15 protein-coding genes are annotated in these 19,299 nt (G+C 70.3%); 12 read left to right on the forward strand and 3 right to left on the reverse strand.

Going from position 1 to position 19,299, the window contains the following annotated elements; genetic code table 11:
* Positions 1-34: 34 nt before the first annotated feature.
* From IEY33_RS17280 to IEY33_RS17315, 8 genes are all read left to right on the forward strand, one after another.
* Positions 35-1,300: an acyl-CoA dehydrogenase family protein gene (locus tag IEY33_RS17280; protein WP_188964542.1), complete on the forward strand. Its 1,266-nt coding sequence runs from the start codon at positions 35-37 to the stop codon at positions 1,298-1,300.
* Positions 1,290-2,090 carry an SDR family oxidoreductase gene (locus IEY33_RS17285; RefSeq protein WP_188964543.1) on the forward strand — a complete coding sequence of 267 codons (801 nt, stop codon included), beginning with the start codon at positions 1,290-1,292 and terminating at the stop codon, positions 2,088-2,090. Before IEY33_RS17280 ends, IEY33_RS17285 begins: the two co-directional genes overlap by 11 nt.
* On the forward strand, positions 2,087-3,175 hold the full coding sequence (locus IEY33_RS17290; protein WP_188964544.1) for a phosphotransferase family protein: 1,089 nt from the start codon (positions 2,087-2,089) through the stop codon (positions 3,173-3,175). Before IEY33_RS17285 ends, IEY33_RS17290 begins: the two co-directional genes overlap by 4 nt.
* Entirely contained in the window at positions 3,172-3,882 is a 711-nt protein-coding gene (locus IEY33_RS17295) for a histidine phosphatase family protein (RefSeq protein WP_188964545.1), read from the forward strand. The genes IEY33_RS17290 and IEY33_RS17295 overlap by 4 nt, the downstream gene beginning before the upstream one ends.
* Before the next feature lie 105 nt (positions 3,883-3,987).
* Positions 3,988-4,917, forward strand: coding sequence for an alpha/beta hydrolase (locus tag IEY33_RS17300; protein WP_188964546.1), 930 nt, complete (start codon positions 3,988-3,990; stop codon positions 4,915-4,917).
* Between the two features lies 1 nt (position 4,918).
* Positions 4,919-5,476: a hypothetical protein gene (locus IEY33_RS17305; RefSeq protein WP_188964547.1), complete on the forward strand. Its 558-nt coding sequence runs from the start codon at positions 4,919-4,921 to the stop codon at positions 5,474-5,476.
* Positions 5,473-7,599: a molybdopterin-dependent oxidoreductase gene (locus tag IEY33_RS17310; RefSeq protein ID WP_188964548.1), complete on the forward strand. Its 2,127-nt coding sequence runs from the start codon at positions 5,473-5,475 to the stop codon at positions 7,597-7,599. The genes IEY33_RS17305 and IEY33_RS17310 overlap by 4 nt, the downstream gene beginning before the upstream one ends.
* An 86-nt stretch (positions 7,600-7,685) precedes the next feature.
* Complete coding sequence (locus IEY33_RS17315; protein WP_188964549.1) at positions 7,686-8,978, forward strand: MFS transporter; 1,293 nt, start codon at positions 7,686-7,688, stop codon at positions 8,976-8,978.
* Positions 8,979-9,301: 323 nt separating this feature from the next.
* Here the strand turns inward: IEY33_RS17315 and IEY33_RS17320 are convergent, their stop codons facing one another.
* The 3 genes from IEY33_RS17320 to IEY33_RS17330 all read right to left on the reverse strand — a co-directional run bounded on the left by IEY33_RS17320 (position 9,302) and on the right by IEY33_RS17330 (position 14,169).
* Complete coding sequence (locus IEY33_RS17320; RefSeq protein ID WP_188964550.1) at positions 9,302-10,393, reverse strand: metallophosphoesterase; 1,092 nt, start codon at positions 10,391-10,393, stop codon at positions 9,302-9,304.
* 124 nt (positions 10,394-10,517) lie between these two features.
* Positions 10,518-12,344, reverse strand: coding sequence for an acyl-CoA dehydrogenase C-terminal domain-containing protein (locus IEY33_RS17325; RefSeq protein ID WP_188964551.1), 1,827 nt, complete (start codon positions 12,342-12,344; stop codon positions 10,518-10,520).
* Positions 12,345-12,513: 169 nt separating this feature from the next.
* Positions 12,514-14,169 (reverse strand): long-chain-fatty-acid--CoA ligase, encoded by a 1,656-nt coding sequence (locus IEY33_RS17330; protein WP_188964552.1) that lies wholly within the window; start codon positions 14,167-14,169, stop codon positions 12,514-12,516.
* A gap of 251 nt (positions 14,170-14,420) precedes the next feature.
* Here IEY33_RS17330 and rraA point away from each other — a divergent pair, with 251 nt between their 5' ends.
* From rraA to preA, 4 genes are all read left to right on the forward strand, one after another.
* Positions 14,421-14,915: a ribonuclease E activity regulator RraA gene (gene rraA, locus IEY33_RS17335; protein WP_188964553.1), complete on the forward strand. Its 495-nt coding sequence runs from the start codon at positions 14,421-14,423 to the stop codon at positions 14,913-14,915.
* 88 nt (positions 14,916-15,003) lie between these two features.
* Positions 15,004-15,843 carry a tRNA pseudouridine(38-40) synthase TruA gene (gene truA, locus IEY33_RS17340; RefSeq protein ID WP_188964554.1) on the forward strand — a complete coding sequence of 280 codons (840 nt, stop codon included), beginning with the start codon at positions 15,004-15,006 and terminating at the stop codon, positions 15,841-15,843.
* A 581-nt stretch (positions 15,844-16,424) separates the two neighbouring features.
* Positions 16,425-17,897: an NAD(P)-dependent oxidoreductase gene (locus IEY33_RS17345; RefSeq protein ID WP_188964555.1), complete on the forward strand. Its 1,473-nt coding sequence runs from the start codon at positions 16,425-16,427 to the stop codon at positions 17,895-17,897.
* Complete coding sequence (preA, locus tag IEY33_RS17350; RefSeq protein WP_188964556.1) at positions 17,890-19,269, forward strand: NAD-dependent dihydropyrimidine dehydrogenase subunit PreA; 1,380 nt, start codon at positions 17,890-17,892, stop codon at positions 19,267-19,269. Before IEY33_RS17345 ends, preA begins: the two co-directional genes overlap by 8 nt.
* Positions 19,270-19,299: the final 30 nt, after the last annotated feature.

Genomic DNA, 19,299 nt, shown 5'->3' on the forward strand with positions numbered 1-19,299 from the left:
GCGGGTCGCCCTCCATTCATTCCGGGAGCGTGCCATGACCATGTTCGATGCTTCACCCCGAGTCCGTGACCTGCAGCAGCGCCTGACGCGCTTCATGGAGGAACACATCTACCCGAACGAGGCCGAGTTCGACCGGCAGGTGAACACCGGGAACCGCTGGGAGCACGTCCAGCTGATCGAGGACCTCAAACCGCTCGCGCAGCAGGAGGGCCTCTGGAACCTGTTCCTGCCGCCCCGCACCGACACCGAGGGGCAGTTCGGGGCGGGCCTCACCAACCTGGAGTACGCCACCCTGTGCGAGATCATGGGCCGCGTGTGGTGGGCGCCCGAGATCTTCAACTGCAACGCGCCCGACACCGGCAACATGGAAGTGCTGGCCCGCTACGGCACGCGCGAGCAGCAGGACACGTGGCTGCGGCCACTGCTGGCCGGCGAGATCCGCAGCAGTTTCACCATGACGGAACCGGCCGTGGCGAGCAGCGACGCCACCAACATCCAGTCGGAAATCGTGCGGGACATTGCCCCTGATGGAACCGTCGAGTACGTCATCAACGGCCACAAGTGGTGGACGAGCGGCGCGGGCGACCCGCGCTGCAAGGTCACCATCTTCATGGGCAAGAGCGACCCCGGCGGCCCCAGACACCTGCAGCAGAGCATGATCCTCGTGCCGATGGACGCGCCCGGCGTGACCATCCGGCGCATGCTGACGGTCTTCGGGTACGACGACGCACCGCACGGGCACGCCGAAGTCACCTTCGAGAACGTGCGCGTCCCGGCCAGCAACATGCTGCTCGGCGAGGGGCGCGGCTTCGAGATCGCGCAGGGCCGCCTCGGGCCGGGCCGCATCCACCACTGCATGCGCCTGATCGGGCAGGCGGAGCGCGCGCTGGAACTGATGGTGACGCGCAGCCAGGCGAGGGTGGCGTTCGGCAAGACGCTGAGTGAACAGGGCACCGTGCGCGAGATGATCGCCAGGAGCCGCATCGAGATCGACCAGGCGCGGCTGCTGACGCTGCACGCCGCGCACATGATGGACACGGTCGGCAACAAGGCCGCGCGCGGACAGATCGCGGCCATCAAGGTCGTCGCGCCGAACGTGGCGCTCGCCGTGATCGACCGCGCCATCCAGGTGTTCGGCGGGGCGGGCGTCTCGCAGGACACGCCGCTCGCGAACATGTACGCGCAGGCCCGCACGCTGCGCCTCGCGGACGGCCCGGACGCCGTGCACCTCGAAACCGTCGCCAAGGAAGAATTCCGGGCGCGAACCCCCAGAAAGCAGGAGGTCGTCAGTGCAGATTAAGGACAAGGTGGTGGTCGTGACGGGCAGCGCGTCCGGGATCGGGCTCGCGCTCGTGCAGCGCTTCGTGCAGGAGGGCGCGCGCGTGATCGCGTCGGACCTGAACGCCGAACTCGGCGCGCAGAAGGCGCAGGAGGCAGGCGCGCGGTTCGTGCAGGCGAACGTCGCGCGCGAAGAGGACATCGTGCGGCTCATCGAGGACGTGTACGCGCAGGAGGGCGTGATCGACCTGTTCTGCTCGAACGCCGGGATCGCCATCGGGGCCGGACCGGAAACGCTCGACAAGCACTGGACGCTCATTCAGGACGTGAACGTCATGAGTCACGTGTGGGCCGCCCGGCACCTCGTGCCGCGCATGATCGAGCGCGGCGAGGGCTACCTGCTGAACACCGCGTCGGCGGCGGGCCTGCTGACGGAACTGCACAGCGCCCCCTACGCCGTGACGAAGCACGCCGCGCTGGCTTTCGCGGAGTGGCTGGCCGTCACGTACGGCGAGCAGGGCATCCGCGTGTCGTGCCTGTGCCCGGAAGGCGTGTGGACGCCCATGATCCAGAACGCGCCGAGCCTGCAGCTCACGGCCGTCACGACCGACTTCCTGGCCGACAGGGTCATGGAGGCGCTGGAGAAGGAACAGTTCCTGATCACCACGCACCCCACCACCCTGACGGGCTTCCAGCAGAAGGCCAACGACTACGACACCTGGATCAGCAAGATGCGGCACCTGCGGACCAAGGCCATGGCGCTCCTCACGCAGGGCAGGGCGGCCTTCGGCGGGAAGTCCGGGCAGGCATGACGCGCGGCACCGCACCCGCCGCGCCGGACACCGCGCCCGTCCGGACGGGCGAGGAACTGGACACGGACGCGCTGCGCGCGTACCTGAGCACGCACCTGCCGGGCGGCGCGGAGGGCGTCAGCCTCGCGCAGTTCCCGGGCGGGCACAGCAACCTCACGTACTGGCTGCAGGTGGACGCGCCGGGCGGCGGCACGGCCGAGTACGTGCTGCGCCGCGCCCCGATGGGTCCGGTCGCGCCGAAAGCGCACGACATGGTGCGCGAGTACCACCTGCTGTCCCGCATCCACCCGGTGTTCCCGCCCGCGCCCGCCCCGGTGCTGCTGTGCGAGGACACGGCGGTGCTCGGCACGCCGTTCTTCCTGATGGAGCGGCGGCGGGGCGTGGTGGCGCGCACGGACGTTCCCGCCGAGTACCAGGGGCTTCCGGACGCGCCGCGCCACATGAGCGAGGCGCTCGCGGACACGCTCGCGCAGTTGCACGCCATCGACATCGTGGCGGCGGGCCTGGACGGGCTGGGCAAACCGCAGGGCTTCAACCGCCGTCAGGTGGAAGGCTGGGCGGGCCGCTGGCAGCGCGCCGAGACGGACCCCACACCGGACGCGGCGGACGTGGCAGGGTGGCTGCTCGCGAACGTCCCCGAGGAGTCCGCGCACACCCTGGTCCACAACGACTACAAGCTCGACAACCTGATGCTCGACGCTGCCGACCCCCGGCAGGTGGTGGCGCTCCTCGACTGGGAGATGACGGCCATCGGGGACCCGCTGGTGGACCTGGGCCTGACGCTCTGCTACTGGACGCAGCGCGGCTTCCCGCCGAGCAGACAGATTCGCCTGGGGGCCGGTCACGAGGGCTTCTTCAGCCGCGAGGAGTTCCTGGCCCGCTACGCCCGGCAGTCGGGCCGCGACCTCTCGCGCATCGGGTGGTACGAGGTGCTGGGCGTGTTCAAGCTCGCGGTGATCGTGCAGCAGATCTACGCCCGCTACCGGGCCGGGCAGACGCGCGACCCGCGTTTCGCGGTGCTGGGCGAGCAGGCGCAGAGCCTCATGACGGAAGCGGCCCGGCAGATCGCGGCGGGCGGCGCGTGAGTCAGCTGCTGCTCGTCCGGCACGGGCAGGCCACGCCGTTCGAGGCGGACACCGACCGCCTCTCCCCCCTCGGGGAACGGCAGGCGAACGCGGTCGGGGCGTTCCTCCAGGCGTCCGGCGTGCAGCCCACGCGCGTCGTGCACGGCCCGCTCGTGCGGCAGACGCGCTCCGCGCAGCTCGCGCACGCGGCGGCAGGCGGGCACTGGCCCGCGCCGGAAGGCCTACCGGGCCTCGCGGAGTACGACGGGGACGGCCTGCTGCGTCACCTCGCACCGATCCTCGCGGAGCGCGACCCGGACTTCCGGAACCTGTACCGGGACGCCGAGGCGCTCCGCGAGAACGAACTGCCAGACCGCAACCGCGCCTTCCAGAAGATGCTGGAACGCCTCACGGACACCTACCTGACGGGCGAGACGACGCACCCGCAGGTGGAGTCCTGGGCGGACTTCCGGTCCCGCGTGCGCGCCGCCGTACGCGACCTGCTCGCCTCCCCCACCGGCAGCACCGTGGTCGCCTTCACGTCCGGCGGCGTGATCGGGAGCGTCGTGGCAGGCGTGCTGGACGCACCGGACGCGTCCGCCCTGAAGCTCAACTGGCGCGTCCGCAACGCCAGCATCACCCGCCTCACCTTCGGGACGGGCCGCGTCAGCCTCGACAGCTTCAACGAGACGGCGCACCTGACCCCGGACCTGCTCAGCTGGCGCTGATACGGTTGTGATGCTCGCGGCCGGGCGGCGGCTTCGCGTTCCGCTCGGCTGACTTCCAAGAGTTCAGCTCAACACCGGATCACACCGACAGGAGAAGTCATCACGATGCCGCTCGAACCTGAACTGCACGCTCACCTGCTGCGTCTCGCGGCGCAGCCCGGCCCGCCGCCAGGGGACCTGGACGCGTACCGCGCGGCGGCCACCCGCTCGGCCGGAATCCTGCCCAGACGGGACCTGCCGCTCTCGGCGCGGCGGGACCTGCACGTCCCCACCCCGGACGGGCCGCTGCCCGCGCGGCTGTACGTGCCCCCGGCGGGCGGCGTGACGGGCCTGCTGCTGTACTTTCACGGGGGCGGGTGGGTGGCGTCGGACGTGGAGACGCACGACGCGCTGTGCGCGGACCTGGCGAGCGTGTCGGGCGTGCGCGTGCTGAGCGTCGCGTACCGCCTCGCGCCGGAAACGCCGTTTCCCGGCCCGCTGGACGACTGCTGGCACGCCACGCGCTGGGCCGCCGGACACGCCGCCGAACTGGGGGCCGACGCGGCCCGGCTGGCGGTGGGCGGCGACAGCGCGGGCGGGAATCTCGCGGCGGGCGTGGCGCTGCGGGCCAGGGACGCGGGCGGCCCGGCCCTGGCCGCGCAGCTCCTGATCTACCCGGCGACGGACCTGAGCGGCACGGACACTCCCAGCTACCGTGACAACGCGCGCGGGTACGGCCTGACGACGGCCGCCATGCGGACCTTCATCGGGATGTACGTCGCGCGGCCGGGGGACGCCCTGCACCCGTACGCGTCGCCGCTGCTCGCCCCGGACCTGTCGGGCCTGCCGCCCACGCTGATCCTGACGGCGGAATTCGACCCGCTGCGCGACGACGGCGAGCGGTTCGCGCGGGCGCTGGAGGGCGCGGGCGTGCAGGTCACGCACCGGCCCGGTCCCGGCCTGATCCACACCTTCGCGCGGCTGGCGGCCCTGTCGCCCGGGTCGGCCGCCGCGGTAGACGACGCGGCCCTCTGGCTGGGCGAGCGCCTCGCCTGATATGCGCGTCCAGGTGGGCGGGTACGCGGTGCAGGTGTGGCGCAGGGAGTTGCCGGGGCATTTCGGTTCCCTGAGCGACCTCGCCGACCTGAGCGAGACCTTCGGCCCCCTGAACGCCCGGGAAGACGAAGACGGGAGCCTGTTCTGCGTCTCGGTCAGCCCGCAGTTTCAGATCTGGCCTGCCCTGCTCGTGACGCAGCGGTTCTCTCCGGACGTGGGCGGCTTCGATCCCGGCGTGCTGATCGTGCCGGAGACGGGAGTCGTGCTGGTCGGGGCGGGCGAACGGCTCCTCGCGTACCGGCTGGACGACCCGCCCGTGCGCCTGTGGGAGGACACCGCCAGCGTGGGCTTCTGGTGGTGGGACCGGCAGGGCGACACCGTCCTGATGGCCGCCGAACTGGAGTTCGCCGCGTGGGACCTGCACGGCCGCAAACGCTGGAGCATGTTCGTGGAACCGCCGTGGAGTTACTCGGTGCATGATGGAGTCATCCTGCTCGACGTGATGGACCACCTCACCTCATTCCCGCTGCCAGGCGGCCCTCAAGGAGTTCAGCCATGACCGTACCCCCCTCCCCCACCCTGCCCGCCGACGGCGTGTACTACCGCGCCTGCAACCTCTGCGAGGCCATCTGCGGCCTGCAGTTCACCGTGCAGGACGGCGTGGTGACGGACGTGCGCGGCGACGCGCAGGACCCGCTGTCGCAGGGCCACATCTGTCCGAAAGGGACGGCCCTGCCGGACCTGCACGCCGACCCGGACCGCCTGAAACGCCCGCTGCGGCGGGACGGGCAGACGTGGGTGGAGATGGAGTGGGACGCCGCCCTGGACCTCGTGGCGAACGAACTGCGGCGCGTGCGGGACACGCACGGTGCGGACGCGGTCGCCGTGTACCAGGGGAACCCCAGCGTGCACAACAGCGGCACGCTGCTCAGCGCGGGCGGGTTCGTGAAGGCGCTCGACACCCGCAACCGCTACTCCGCGACGAGCGTGGACCAGCTGCCGCACCACCGCGCGGCCCTGGAGATGCTGGGGCACCCGCTGCTCCTGCCGATCCCGGACGTGGACCGCACGCAGTTCCTGCTGATGATGGGCGCGAACCCCGCCGCCAGCAACGGCAGCATCATGACGGCGCCCGGCATGCGCCGCCGCCTGAAGGACATCCGGGCGCGCGGCGGGCGCGTGGTCCTGATCGACCCGCGCCGCACCGAGAGTGCCGAACTGGCCGAGCATCACTTCATCCGGCCCGGCACGGACGCGGCCCTGCTGCTGGCCCTCATCCACGTGATCTTCGAGGAGGGCCTGGACCGCCCCGGACGACTCTCGGACTTCGTGGACGGCCTGGACGACCTGCGCGGCGCGGCCGCCGGGTTCACGCCGGAACGCGTGAGTGCCCGCACGGGCCTCGCGGCGGACGTGATCCGGCAGCTCGCGCGGGACTTCGCGCGGAGCGAGTCGGCCGTCGCGTACGGCCGCATCGGGCTGAGCACGCAGGCGTTCGGCGGGCTGTGCCAGTGGCTGCTGAACGCCCTGAACGTCCTGACCGGCAACTTCGACCGGCAGGGCGGCGCGATGCTGCCCCGCCCCGCCTTCGACCTGCTCATGCGCGCCCGCCGGGGCGAACGGCCCCTGGGACGCTTCACGTCCCGCGTGCGCGGCCTGCCGGAATTCGACGGGGAACTGCCGAGCGCGGCACTCGCCGAGGAGATGGACACGCCCGCCACGGACGGGGGCGTGCAGGTGCGGGCCTTCGTGAGCATCGCGGGCAACCCGGTGCTGAGCACGCCGGGCGGCGAACGCCTCGACGCGGCCCTGGCGGGCCTGGAGTTCATGGTGGCCGTCGACCCGTACCTGAACGAGACGACGCGGCACGCGCACGTCATCCTGCCGCCCGCCGTGGGCCTGGAAGTGGAGCACTACGACGCGATCTTCCATCACTTCGCGGTACGCAACACCGCCCGCCTCAACGCGCCGATCTTCCCGATCGACGAGGGGCAGCGTTTCGACTGGCAGATCTTCGAGGGCCTGCGGGAACGCCTGACCGGCAAGAAAGGCAGCGACCCCGCGTCCCGGCTCGCGCTGGGCCTGAAGCACGGCCCGTACGCCCTGAGCGTGGACGACCTGCGCGCCGCGCCGCACGGCCTGGATTTCGGCCCGATGACGCCCTGCCTGCCGGAACGCCTCCTGACGCCGGACGGTCGCCTGCACGTCGCGCCCGCCGAGCTGCTGGCGGACCTGCCGCGCCTGGAGGCGACGCTGGACGCGCCCGTGCCGGACTTCGTGCTGATCGGACGGCGGCAGCTGCGCAGCAACAACTCCTGGATGCACAACACGCCCCGCCTGATGCGCGGCGCGGACCGCTGCACCCTGATGCTGCACCCGGACGACGCCGCGCGCATCGGCGTGACGACCGGCGAGCAGCTGAGCGTGCACAGCCGCGTGGGCCGCGTGACGGTGCCCGCCGAGGTGACGGACGCCGTCATGCCGGGCGTGGTGAGCCTCCCGCACGGCTTCGGGCACGGGCGGAACGGCGCGCGCCTGGAGGTGGCGGCGCAGCACCCCGGCGTGAGCTACAACGACCTCGCCGACCCGCTGCTGCTGGACGAACTGACCGGGAATGCCGCCGTGAGCGGCGTGCCCGTCACCGTGCAGCGCGCCGGGACGGTCGCCCTCAGCGCCGACTGAGGATGCCGGGGATGGCGGCTGTCACCGGGGTCCGGACAGCCGCCCGCTTCATGTTCAGGCCGCGCCTGCGGGCGTAGGCTGACGCGGTGACCTTCACGCCTGAACCCGCCACCGCCGCGCCCGCCAGCGCGTCCGCCCTCGCGTACCCGGAGTTCCGCTGGCTGATCGCGAGCAGCGTCAGCAGCACCCTCGCGAGCCGCGCGCTGGCCGTCGTGATCGGCTACCAGATCTACCAGATCACCCGTAACCCGCTCGCGCTCGGCTGGCTGGGACTCGTGGAAGCAGTGCCCGCCCTGGGGCTGGCACTGCTGGGCGGGCACTTCGCGGACCGGCACGACCGGCGCGCGATCCTGCTCGTGACGCGCAGCGTCCTGATCCTCAGCGCCCTCCTGATGGCCGTCCTGTCGCACGGCGGGACCGTGAACATCGCCGCGCTGTACGCGCTGGTGTTCGTGGCGGGCCTCGCGCGCGGCTTCGGCGACCCGGCCGCGAGCGCCTTCGAGACGCAGGTCGTGCCGATGCAGGCCTTCGTGAACGCGTCCTCGTGGCTGGGCAGCGCGTGGCAGGGCGCGAGCATCGTCGGGCCCGCCCTGGGCGGCTTCGCGTTCGACCTGCTCGGCGTGCGCGGCGCGTACCTGCTCATCGCGGTCTTTCAGCTCGTGGCGTGGCTGAGCGTGCAGCGCATCGCACCGAAACCCGTCCCGCGCCCCGAAGGGGAACAGGAGCCCGTCGGGCAGAGCATCCGCGCGGGCGTGCAGTTCGTGACGCGCGACCCGGTCCTGGTGGGCAGCATGGCCCTCGACCTGTTCGCGGTGCTGTTCGGCGGCGCGGTCGCGCTGCTGCCGGTCTTCGCGAGCGACATCCTGCACGTCGGCGCGCGCGGCCTGGGCTTCCTGATCGCCGCGCCCAGCGTCGGCGCGCTGCTCGTGATGCTGTGGGCCACGCGCCGCCCGCCCGTGCACCGTGCGGGCCGCACGCTGCTCCTGAACATCGCGGGCTTCGGGGTGAGCATCATCGTGTTCGCACTCTCCCGGAACCTGTACGTCAGTCTCGCCGCGCTTTTCTTCAGCGGCGTGTTCGACGGAGTCAGCATGGTCATCCGCCGCGCCATCCTGCGCCTGCGCACGCCCGCGCACCTGCGGGGCCGCGTGGCGAGCGTCAGCCTGCTGTTCATCGGGTCCAGCAACGAGATCGGCGCCTTCGAGAGCGGCCTGGCCGCCGGGTGGCTCGGCACGGTCCGCAGCGTCTGGCTGGGCGGACTGGTCACGCTGGGCGTCGTGGGCATGGTCGCCGCGAAGGTCCCCGCGCTGCGCCACCTGAACCTCGACGACCCTGAAATGACCGTGAAGCCCGAAATGACCGTCCAGACCGAATCCTGATACGGTTTTGATCCGATTCCAGGGATGCCGGGAACAGGACCGACATCCCTTCTTGGGCAGAACAGCGCCCATGAGGACGCTTGCCCGCTTCTTGGGCAGAACGGGAGGAGTGGCGTGGCCAGCCGCGTCCGTTCACGACGATACGCCCTACAGGACGCCTGCCTGCTTCTTGGGCAAAACAGCGCCCATGACTGGCACAGCTCCGCAGGAGGGGACGCTTGCCCGCTTCCATCTCCTCCAAACCGTACTTTTTGATACTCGCGGCCGGGCGGCGGCTTCGCGTTCCGCTCGGCTGAGCTTCAAAAGTTCAGCTCAATCTGGTGCTACATGTCCCAGCTGGCGAGGGTGCGGGTCGGGCCGTACGTTTCGTCGAAGCCGTACGCGTCCACGTGGACCCGGCCGCTTTTCATGACCTGCACGGTCACCCAGGCGTACATGCGGTCCTGGGGGTTCGTGCTGTCGCCGGGTTTCGCTTCGAAGGGGCTGCCGCCGGACCCGACGATGACCTGCCAGGCCTTGCCGCCCTGCGCGCGGGTGGGCTGCTCGGCGTGGTAGATGTGTTCGTGGCCGCTGAAGTACGTGGCGCCGTACTGTTCGACGGTGTTCCAGAAGGCCCGCTGGTTGTCGGGGTCGGTGTCGAAGCCGCCGGGCGTGACCTTGTCGTTGTACTTGTAGGTGTAGGCGGGTTTGTGGCCGAACACGAAGAAGTGCGCTGCGCCGCGCGTCTTCGCGGCGGCGAGGTCGCGGGCGAGCCAGTCGGCGGGCGCGTGGCTGTCCCAGCCGACGGCGTCGGTGTTGATGACCGCGAAGTGCGAGTTGCCCGCGTCGAAGCTGTACGTGAGTTGCTTCTGGTCGGTGCTGACCTTGTCGTTGCCGGGCGTGGCGGTGTTGGCGGGGTCGAAGGCGGCGTCGTCGAGGCCCGTGATGGCCTTGAAGCGCGGTGCGTCGAGGATCAGGTCGCCCATGTTGGCGCGCCAGGCGTCCTCGTTGCCGGGACGGGCGAGCTTGAAGCCCTTCCCGGCGGCGTCGGTGCCTTTCTCCTGCACTTCGTGGTTCCCGGCGACCGGGACGACGTACGTGCCGCGCTCCATCAGGGTGGCGGCCATGCCGCGCCAGTACGCGTACTGCCGGTCGAGGACGGTGCGGTCGGTGGTGTAGCCCATGATCATGTCGCCGTTGAAGAACAGGGCCCGGGCGCCCTGCGCGTTCGCTTCGTTCATGATGCGGCTCCACGCGCGGGTGTTCTGCAGCCAGAGTTTGTCCTGCGCGCCGAGGTTGGGGGTGGTGGGGTCCTCGCGGCTGTCGCCGACGGTGCTGAACGTGAAGAGCACGTCCGGGTTGCGTCCGCCCTGCATGGCGGGCGCGCAGGCGGAGAGCAGGAGGGCCGACACGGTCAGCAGGGCAGGGAGTTTCATATGGGCTTCATGCTGCGGCGCGCGTGTGATGCCGGTGTCATCGCGGTCCGGAACGGCAGCGCCCCCGCCTCTGGAGGGGCGGGGGCTTGCGGGGTGCGTTTCGGGGGTGTGGGCGGGGCGGCGTTCAGGCCGTGACGAGGGCCTTCTCGAAGCCGAACATGGCGAGGTCGTCGACTTCCATGGGTTCGTTGCCGGCCTTGATGGTGGCGGCGAGCGCCTTGGTTTCGGGGAAGAGCTTGGCGTAGTAGAACTTCGCGGTCTGGAGTTTGGCCTTGTGGAAGCCGTCCTTGTCGTTTCCGAGCGCGATCTGTTCGAGGGCGGCCTTGCTCATCAGCGCGAAGAGGTACGCGTACGTGACGTGCCCGATGTAGCGCAGGTAGTCGACGGCGGCGGCGTTCGCTTCGTCGCTGTTCTGCATGGCCTTCTGGCCGATGACCATGGTGAGCGTCCCGGCCTGCTGAGCGGCCTTGCCGAGCACGTCGAGCATCGGGGCGAGTTCCTCGCTGCCTTCGTTCTCTTCGACGAAGGCGGTGAGCATCCCGGCGAGCTTCTGGAGTTTCTTGCCGCCGTCGCCGAGGACCTTGCGGCCCAGCAGGTCGAGCGCCTGGATGCCGTTGGTGCCTTCGTAGATCTGGCCGATGCGGGCGTCGCGCACGAACTGCTCCATGCCCCATTCCTTGATGTAGCCGTGCCCGCCGAAGACCTGCTGGGCGAGGACGGTGCCCTGGAAGCCGTTGTCGGTCATGAAGGCCTTGGCGACGGGCGTGAGGAGCGCGACGATGTCGGCGGCGTCCTCGCGCTTGGCGGCGTCGGGGTGGTGGTGTTCGATGTCGATGTTCAGGGACAGCCAGTACGTGAGGGCGCGGGCGCCTTCGTTGTAGGCCTTGACGGTCAGGAGCATGCGGCGCACGTCGGGGTAGCCGATGATGGGGTCGGCGGGCTCGGCGGGCGTGATGCGGGGCTCGTGACGCATCTGGATGCGGTCCTTGGCGTACGCGAGGGCGTTCTGGTACGCGGCTTCGCCGAGGCCGAGGCCCTGCATGCCGGTGCCGAGGCGGGCGCCGTTCATCATGACGAACATGGCCTGCATGCCCTTGTTCGGCTGGCCGACGAGGATGCCGCGCGCCCCGTCGAAGTTGAGGACGGCGGTGGCGTTGGCCTTGATGCCCATCTTGTGTTCCAGGCTGGCGCACACGACGGGGTTGCGTTCGCCGAGGCTGCCGTCGTCGTTCACGAGGTACTTGGGCACGAGGAACAGGCTGATGCCCTTGGTGCCCTGGGGCGCGCCCTCGATGCGGGCGAGGACGAGGTGCACGATGTTGTCGGCGAAGTCGTGCTCACCGGCGGAGATGAAGATCTTGGTGCCGCTGATGTTGAAGGTGCCGTCGCCGTTGTCGACGGCCTTGGTGCGCAGCAGGCCGAGATCGGTGCCGCAGTGCGGTTCGGTGAGGCACATGGTGCCGGTCCATTCGCCCGCGAGGAGTTTGGGGAGGTAGACGTTCTTGGTTTCGTCGCTGCCGTAGGCCTTGAGGGCGGTGTACGCGCCGTGCGACAGGCCGGGGTACATGCTCCAGGCGACGTTCGCGGCGATCATCATTTCGCTGACGGCGTTGCCGACGACGTGAGGGACGCCCTGCCCGCCATATTCGGGGTCGCCGTCGAGGGCGGTCCAGCCGGCGGCGGCGAACTGCTTGAAGGCTTCCTTGAAGCCCTTGGGGGTGGTGACGACGCCGTCCTGGACGGTGCAGCCTTCGGCGTCGCCGCTCATGTTGAGGGGTTGGATGACGTTGCTGGCGAAGCGGGCGGCCTCGTCGAGGATCTGGTCGGCGAGGTCGGCGGTGTGGGTCTCGTGGCCGACGTAGTACGGCAGTTCGGCGAGGGCCTGCTCGGCCTTGAGGACATCTTTGAGCAGGAAGCGCATGTCGCGCAGCGGGGCCTTGTAGGTGGGCATGGGTGTTCCTCCTGGGGAATGAGGGCGGCGGGCCGTGACCGGGTCCGGGCCGGGTGAGCGGCACGGGTGAGGGTTGGTTCTTTGAACCGAGTATAACAAATCTGGCGTGAGAGGTGTGGGCATCTGCGGCGCAGGCCACACTCCCCTGCCCCGTTCACCCCGGGCGGGGTCAGCCCTGGGCGGCCGCCTCGGCCCGCGCCGCTTCCTGCAGGGGCCGCCACGCGACCTTGCCGGTCGGGCCCTTCGGCAGCACCTCCACGAAGCGCACCTCGCGCGGCGCCTTGTAGTGCGCCATCTGCCCGCGCGCCCACTCGATGAACTCCGCTTCCGTCACGCTCTGACCGGCCTTCAGCACCAGCAGCGCCCGCGCCTTCTCGCCCATCCGGGCGTCCGGCACCGCGATCACGCAGGCCTCCTGCACGGCCGGGTGCGCGTGCAGCGCGGCCTCCACCTCGGCCGGCCAGACCTTCATGCCGCCGGAGTTCACCATGCGCTTCAGGCGGTCCACGAAGTAGAAGTACCCTTCCTCGTCCATGTACCCCAGGTCGCCGCTGCGGAAGTACCGCCTGCCGTCCAGTTCCATGAACGCCTCGGCGCTCGCCTCGGGCCGGTTCCAGTACCCCTGGAACACCTGCGGGCCGCTCAGCACGATCTCGCCCGTCTCGCCCTGCGGCAGTTCCCTGAGGGTGTCGAGGTCCACGATACGGGCGTCCACCCCGAAGAACGGGATGCCCAGGCACTGCAGCTTGGGACGCTCCTGCGGGTTGCTGTGCGTCTGCGCCATCGTCTCGGACAGGCCGTACCCTTCCAGGAACTCCAGGCCGCTCAGTTCCTTCCAGCGACGCCCGAGCGCCTCGGGCATGCTGGCCCCGCCGCCGTTCACGAGCTTCAGGGACACGAGGTCGCTGCTCACGAGGTTCGGGTTGGCGAGCAGGTCGACCACCATGGTGGCGGTGTTCGTCCAGCCCATCACGCCGTGGTCGCGGATCAGGACGCGGGCCGTCTCGCGGTCCCAGCGGGCCATCACGATCAGGCCCGCGCCCGCGAAGATGGGGCTCAGGAGGCTGCTCGTGAAGCCCGTGACGTGGAAGTACGGGAGGGTCGCGAGGGTGGTGTCGCCGCTCGTGACGGTCCCCCAGAACGCGCCGCCCGCCGCGTTCGCCTGCACGCTGTGGTGCGTGTGCATGCAGCCTTTCGGGAAGCCGGTCGTGCCGCTCGTGTACGGCATGACGCACAGGTCGTCCGCGCTCACCTCGGCGCGCGGGGCGGGCTGGGCCTGCACGGCCGCCTCCCACGTCACGTCGCCCGCCTGCAGGTCCGGCGTGGCGTCCAGGCCCGCCGGGAAGGCCACGCCGCCCCGGTCTTCGGGCAGGCCGTTCGCGAGCGTGACGCTGACGGCGTGCCCGAGCCCGCCCGTCTTGGCGTGCGCGTACAGTTCGGCCGCGACGATGCCCACGCGAATCCCGGCGTCCTGCACGAAGAACCCGAACTCCTTCGGGCCGAGCATCGGGGCGAGCGGCACCACGACCGCGCCGAGCCGCCAGATGGCGTGCGCCGCCGCGATCCACTGCGGGCTGTTCTGCAGGCACAGCATGACGCGGTCGCCCTTCTGCACGCCGTGCGCGGCGAGGTGCCCGCTGAAGCGGTCGCTCAGGTCGAGGAGCGCGGCGTACGTGAGCGTCTGCCCGTAGAACCACACGGCCTGCCGGTCCGGGTAGCGGTGCGCGGTGACGTGCAGGTTGTCGTACAGGCCCGTGACGGGCACGGGGATGCTGCGGGGCTTGTTCTTGGGCCAGTACCGTTGGACGGGAGCGGTGGCAGTCATGGTTCCTCCTGGGTGGTCCGGAAAGACGGGCCGGGTACGGGGTGAGGGTCATGGAACGCGGGACCTGTTGGACCCGGTGCAGCGAAACAGGTTTTGATGCGGTGCAGAGAGAGTGCGAGTATACCGCCCATCCCGGTTCCGGGCCACAGGTTCCGTCATCCGGCGGGGCCTCCCCCGTTCAGACCAGGGACAGACCAGACCCGGGCCAGCCCGGACGGGGAAGTCGTTCGTGCGGGGAGTACCATGCGCGCATGACCCTGCATGCCGCGCCCGCCACCTCGGACCTCTGTGACGCCTACCCTGACGTGCGGACCGCGCAGCCCGTCTTCCGGGACTACGGCGGGACGACCGCCTTCTGCGGCCCGGCCTTCACGGTCCGCGCCTTCGAGGACAACACCCTGGTGCGCTCCACCCTGGAGACGCCCGGCGAGGGGCGCGTGCTGGTGGTGGAGGGCGGCGCGAGCCTGAACTGCGCGCTGCTGGGCGACATGCTCGGCGGGCTGGCCGTCCGGAACGGCTGGGCGGGCGTGGTGCTGAACGGCTGCGTGCGCGACACGGCGCAGCTGGCCCGGCTGCCGCTGGGCGTGAAGGCCCTCGCCGCGCACCCGCGCCGCAGCCACAAGGGCGGGGTGGGCGAAGCGGGCGTGAGCGTGGTGTTCGCGGGCGTGACCTTCGAGCCGGGCGACTGGGTGTACGCCGATCAGGACGGGCTGCTCGTGAGCCCCGTGCCGCTCACGCTGCCCTGAACTGCAGGCATGGGCAGGCGCACGGTACAGGACGGGCAGAACGGAAAAAGCGCCCCGAAGGACGCTGATACCCTTAAGATAGCCCGGTATGCAGGCCGAGTCAAGTTTATCCACCGTGTCCGGTCCCGGCGCTCCAGCCCGGGAGCCTCGTCTTCCCTACGCGCCGCCGGAGGGGCAGCTGCGGCTGCGGCTGACCGTGCAGTGGGACGGGCGGGACTTCGTGGGGTGGCAGTCGCAGCCGGGCCTGCGGAGCGTGCAGGACACCCTGCAGGCGGCCCTGACGGAGCTGTCGCCGGTCGCGGCGTTCCGGCCGGTCGCGGCGGGCCGGACGGACACGGGCGTGCACGCGGAGCGCATGACGCTGCACTGGGACGTGCCAGGGTCGCTGCGGCTCGCGCCGGACCGGCTGGCCCGCGCCCTGAACGCGCGCCTGCCGGAGGACGTGGCCGTGACGGGCTGCGTGCTGGCCGCGCCGGACTTTCACGCACGGTACTCGTGCGTGGCGCGCGAGTACGTGTACCGCGTGCTGAACGCCCCGCAGCGCGAGCCGCTCTGGGCGGGGCGGGCGCTGCTGGTGCCGCCGCGCCTGGACGTGGACGCCATGCAGGCGGCGGCGCGGGAACTGCTGGGCGAGCATGATTTCGCGGCGTTCGCGACGCGGGAGGAACGGCAGACGCGCCGCCGCCTCGACCGGCTGGAGGTGCGGCGCGTGCCGGGGTCGCCGCTGCTGGAGGTGCACCTGACGGGCGAGAGTTTCCTGCGTCACATGGTGCGCGGGCTGGTGGGGACGCTGCTGCAGGTGGGGCGCGGGGAGCGCCTGCCGGGGGACGTGGTGGCGGTGCTGGCGTCCGGGGACCGGGGGCGGGCCGGGCCGAACGTGCCGCCGCACGGCCTGTACTTCACGGGCGCACGCTACCCCGGCGACTGAAGACCCTACAGGGGGATTGTCCGGGCAGGGGCGGGCAGGCGGAGGAGTCGGGCAGGCGGAGGAGTACAGTGCAGGTGTACCTCATCTTCTGCCGGTGTCCGCGCGCGCCCTGCGCCGACGCTTCTTTCGCCATGTCGAACGTTTTAAAGACAAGCTGCGGCTTCTGGCACGAGGATTAGCCAATCCCCGCACCATCTGTGCATAACGTAGGAATAATCATTGACATCTTGCACATCGGCGGGCCGTACCGTTCGGCGGCACGGGCCGCTGCCAGGCGCATGTTTCGGTCTTCTCGCGCCCGGGTCCAGGCTGGGCAAGAGATGTATTTATATTCATCATCCGTATGCACCAACGCCACCATCCACTGCACCCGCGCACTGGACAATCTGTCTATTTCCCGCATCAGCGGGAGACTTTCAGAAGAGATTCCAGCACAGGATGGCAGGCCAGGGAAGCATAAACATCCATTCTCAGGTTGACGTTATGCAGTTCATTGGCCTACAATTAAGGCGCAATCGGTTAAATCGGCTCCTGAGAGGGCACGAACCGACCTCCGATACCATTCACAGGAGAGGTCACCCATGGAACGTGCCAGCCCACACCCCACCGAGAACACCCCCGACCCGGCCGCCTTCCACTTCCAGGAACTCCTGCCGCCCATGAGCGCGCACGAGGCCGCCGTCGAAGCGAACCGCTGCCTGTACTGCTACGACGCGCCCTGCATGCAGGCCTGCCCCACCCACATCGACATCCCCACCTTCATCCGCAAGATCAGCACCGGGAACCTGCGCGGCTCGGCCCGCACCATCCTGGAAAGCAACTTCCTGGGCGGCACCTGCGCCCGCGTGTGCCCCGTGCAGGAACTGTGCGAGGGCGCCTGCGTGCTCGGCGCGGACCACACCCCCATCCAGATCGGACGACTGCAGCGGCACGCGGTCGACCACGTGCAGGAACGCGGCGTCCAGCTGTTCACGCCCGCCCCCGCCACCGGGCACCGGGTCGCCGTGGTCGGCAGCGGCCCCGCCGGGATCAGCGCCAGCGCCGAACTCGCCAAGGCCGGGCACGAGGTCACCCTGTACGAGAAACGTGACCTGGGCGGCGGCCTCAGCACCTACGGCATCATCGTGCTGCGCGAACCCGTCGAGGTGGCGCTGCGCGAGGTGCAGGCCGCACGCGACCTCGGCGTGAACGTCGTCACCGGGCACGAACTCGGCAGCCGCGCGGGCCTGGACGAACTGCTCGCCGCCAACGACGCCGTGATCCTCGCGCTGGGCCTGGGCGCCGTGCCCGCCATCGGCATTCCCGGCGAGGAGTACATCCTGGACGGCCTGAACGTCATCGAGGCCAGCAAGATGGAGCAGCCCACCGGCGTCGGCACGCGCGCCGTGATCGTCGGCGCGGGCAACACCGCCATCGACGCCGCCACCATCGCCCGCCGCTCCGGCGCGGACACCCTGATGGTGTACCGCCGCACCGAGCACGAAATGACCGCGTACCGGCACGAGTACGAGTTCGCGCTGCACGAGGGCATCACCTTCAGCTTCCTGACCCAGCCCGTCGAGGTCCTGCACGAGAACGGACACGTGACGGGCCTGAAGTGCGTCCGCATGCACCTGGGCGCGCCCGACGCCTCGGGCCGCGCCCGCCCGGAACCCGTGCCCGGCAGTGAATTCGTGATCCCGTGCGACACCGTCATCAGCGCCATCGGACAGGAGAAACCCGCACTGGCCGCCGCGCTGGGCCTGGAGCTGGACGCCGGGTACATCCGCGTGGACGACGCCCTGCAGACCAGCGTGCCGCGCGTGTACGCCGCCGGGGACTGTGTGCGCGCACGAGGGAACGCCAGCACCGTGATGGCCGTGCAGGACGGCAAGATCGCCGCCGCCAGCATCGAACGCGCCCTGGGCCGCACGCCCCGCATCACCCTGAAACCCACCCCGCCCGCCGAGGTCCGCGAACACCCGCTGTACCTCGCCGCCCACGGCCCCGTCCCCACCGGCCCGAACCAGATCGCCCCGGCCCACGCGCCCACCACGGAGACCCAGCATGGCTGACCTCAGCATCGACTTCGCGGGCATCCGCTCCCCCAACCCCTTCTGGCTCGCGTCCGCGCCACCCACCAACAGCGGCGCGCAGATCCACCGCGCCTTCGAGTACGGCTGGGGCGGCGCCGTCTGGAAAACCATCGGCGCGCCCGTCCTGAACATCAGCAACCGCTACGGCGGACTCTCCTTAGGCGGACAACGCCTGCTCGCCATCAACAACGTCGAACTCATCAGCGACCGCCCCCTGGACGTCAACCTCCGCGAGATCGCCGAAGTGAAGCGCCTCTGGCCCGACCGGGCCGTCATCGTGTCCGCCATGGTCGACGCCGACCCGCAGGCCTGGAAAGACATCGTCATGATGATCGAGGACACCGGCGCCGACGGCATCGAACTCAACTACGGCTGCCCGCAGGGCATGAGCGAACGCGGCATGGGCGCCGCCGTCGGCCAGGTCCCCGAAATGTGCGAACTGAACACGCACTGGGTCACCAGCGTCACCCGGCTCCCCGTCATCGTGAAACTCACGCCGAACATCACGCACATCGTCGACCCCGCCCACGCCGCACTGCGCGGAGGCGCCCACGCCCTCTCCCTCATCAACACCATCAACAGCGTCATGAAAGTCGACCTGGACACGCTCCTCGTCACGCCCAGCATCGGTGGGCGCGGCACGCACGGCGGGTACGCCGGCCCGGCCGTCAAACCCATCGCGCTCAACATGCTGACCGAACTCATGACCGACCCCCAGGTGCTGCGCAGCGGCGTCCCCATCAGCGGCATGGGCGGCATCCAGACGTGGCGCGACGCCGCCGAATTCCTGCTCCTCGGCGCCACCAGCCTGCAGGTCTGCACGGCCGCCATGCACTACGGGTACCGCATCATCGAAGACCTCACCGACGGCCTCAGCAACTGGATGGACGACCACGGCTTCCAGACCATCGCCGACGTGACCGGCACCTCCCTCCCACAGATGAGCACCTTTGGACAGCTGGACCTCAGCCACCAGTCCGTCGCCCGCATCGACCAGAACAAATGCATCGGCTGCGACCTCTGCTACACGGCCTGCAACGACACCGCCCACCAGTGCATCGACCTCGTCAGCCCAGGCGGCATCCACGTCGACCCTGGCTACGACATGCGCGTGAACGGCCGCGAGATCACCGCCACCCGCCCCCGCCCCGTCGTGCGCGAAAGCGACTGCGTCGGCTGCGCCCTGTGCGCCAACGTCTGCCCCGTCGACGGCTGCATCACCATGGTCACCGTCCCCAGCGGCAGAGAGAGCGTCACCTGGGACGAACTGACCGCCCAGCAGCCCGCCGTCACCCAGCAGTGGACCGCCATGCAGCAGTACCGCGAAGAAGCCGGAATCGAGATTCACTGATGGGACAGAGGGAACTTCACAGAGATCGAT

The sequence above is a fragment of the Deinococcus aquiradiocola genome (assembly GCF_014646915.1).
Lineage (GTDB): Bacteria > Deinococcota > Deinococci > Deinococcales > Deinococcaceae > Deinococcus > Deinococcus aquiradiocola.

Excerpts from the sequence above, each read along its gene's own strand:
- IEY33_RS17290 (WP_188964544.1), top strand. The coding sequence starts at position 2,087 with ATGACGCGCGGCACCGCACCCGCCGCGCCGGACACCGCGCCCGTCCGG.
- rraA (WP_188964553.1), top strand. The coding sequence starts at position 14,421 with ATGACCCTGCATGCCGCGCCCGCCACCTCGGACCTCTGTGACGCCTAC.
- truA (WP_188964554.1), top strand. The coding sequence starts at position 15,004 with ATGCAGGCCGAGTCAAGTTTATCCACCGTGTCCGGTCCCGGCGCTCCA.
- IEY33_RS17325 (WP_188964551.1), bottom strand. The coding sequence starts at position 12,344 with ATGCCCACCTACAAGGCCCCGCTGCGCGACATGCGCTTCCTGCTCAAA.
- IEY33_RS17310 (WP_188964548.1), top strand. The coding sequence starts at position 5,473 with ATGACCGTACCCCCCTCCCCCACCCTGCCCGCCGACGGCGTGTACTAC.
- IEY33_RS17280 (WP_188964542.1), top strand. The coding sequence starts at position 35 with ATGACCATGTTCGATGCTTCACCCCGAGTCCGTGACCTGCAGCAGCGC.
- IEY33_RS17345 (WP_188964555.1), top strand. The coding sequence starts at position 16,425 with ATGGAACGTGCCAGCCCACACCCCACCGAGAACACCCCCGACCCGGCC.
- IEY33_RS17330 (WP_188964552.1), bottom strand. The coding sequence starts at position 14,169 with ATGACTGCCACCGCTCCCGTCCAACGGTACTGGCCCAAGAACAAGCCC.
- IEY33_RS17305 (WP_188964547.1), top strand. The coding sequence starts at position 4,919 with ATGCGCGTCCAGGTGGGCGGGTACGCGGTGCAGGTGTGGCGCAGGGAG.
- IEY33_RS17300 (WP_188964546.1), top strand. The coding sequence starts at position 3,988 with ATGCCGCTCGAACCTGAACTGCACGCTCACCTGCTGCGTCTCGCGGCG.
- IEY33_RS17320 (WP_188964550.1), bottom strand. The coding sequence starts at position 10,393 with ATGAAACTCCCTGCCCTGCTGACCGTGTCGGCCCTCCTGCTCTCCGCC.
- preA (WP_188964556.1), top strand. The coding sequence starts at position 17,890 with ATGGCTGACCTCAGCATCGACTTCGCGGGCATCCGCTCCCCCAACCCC.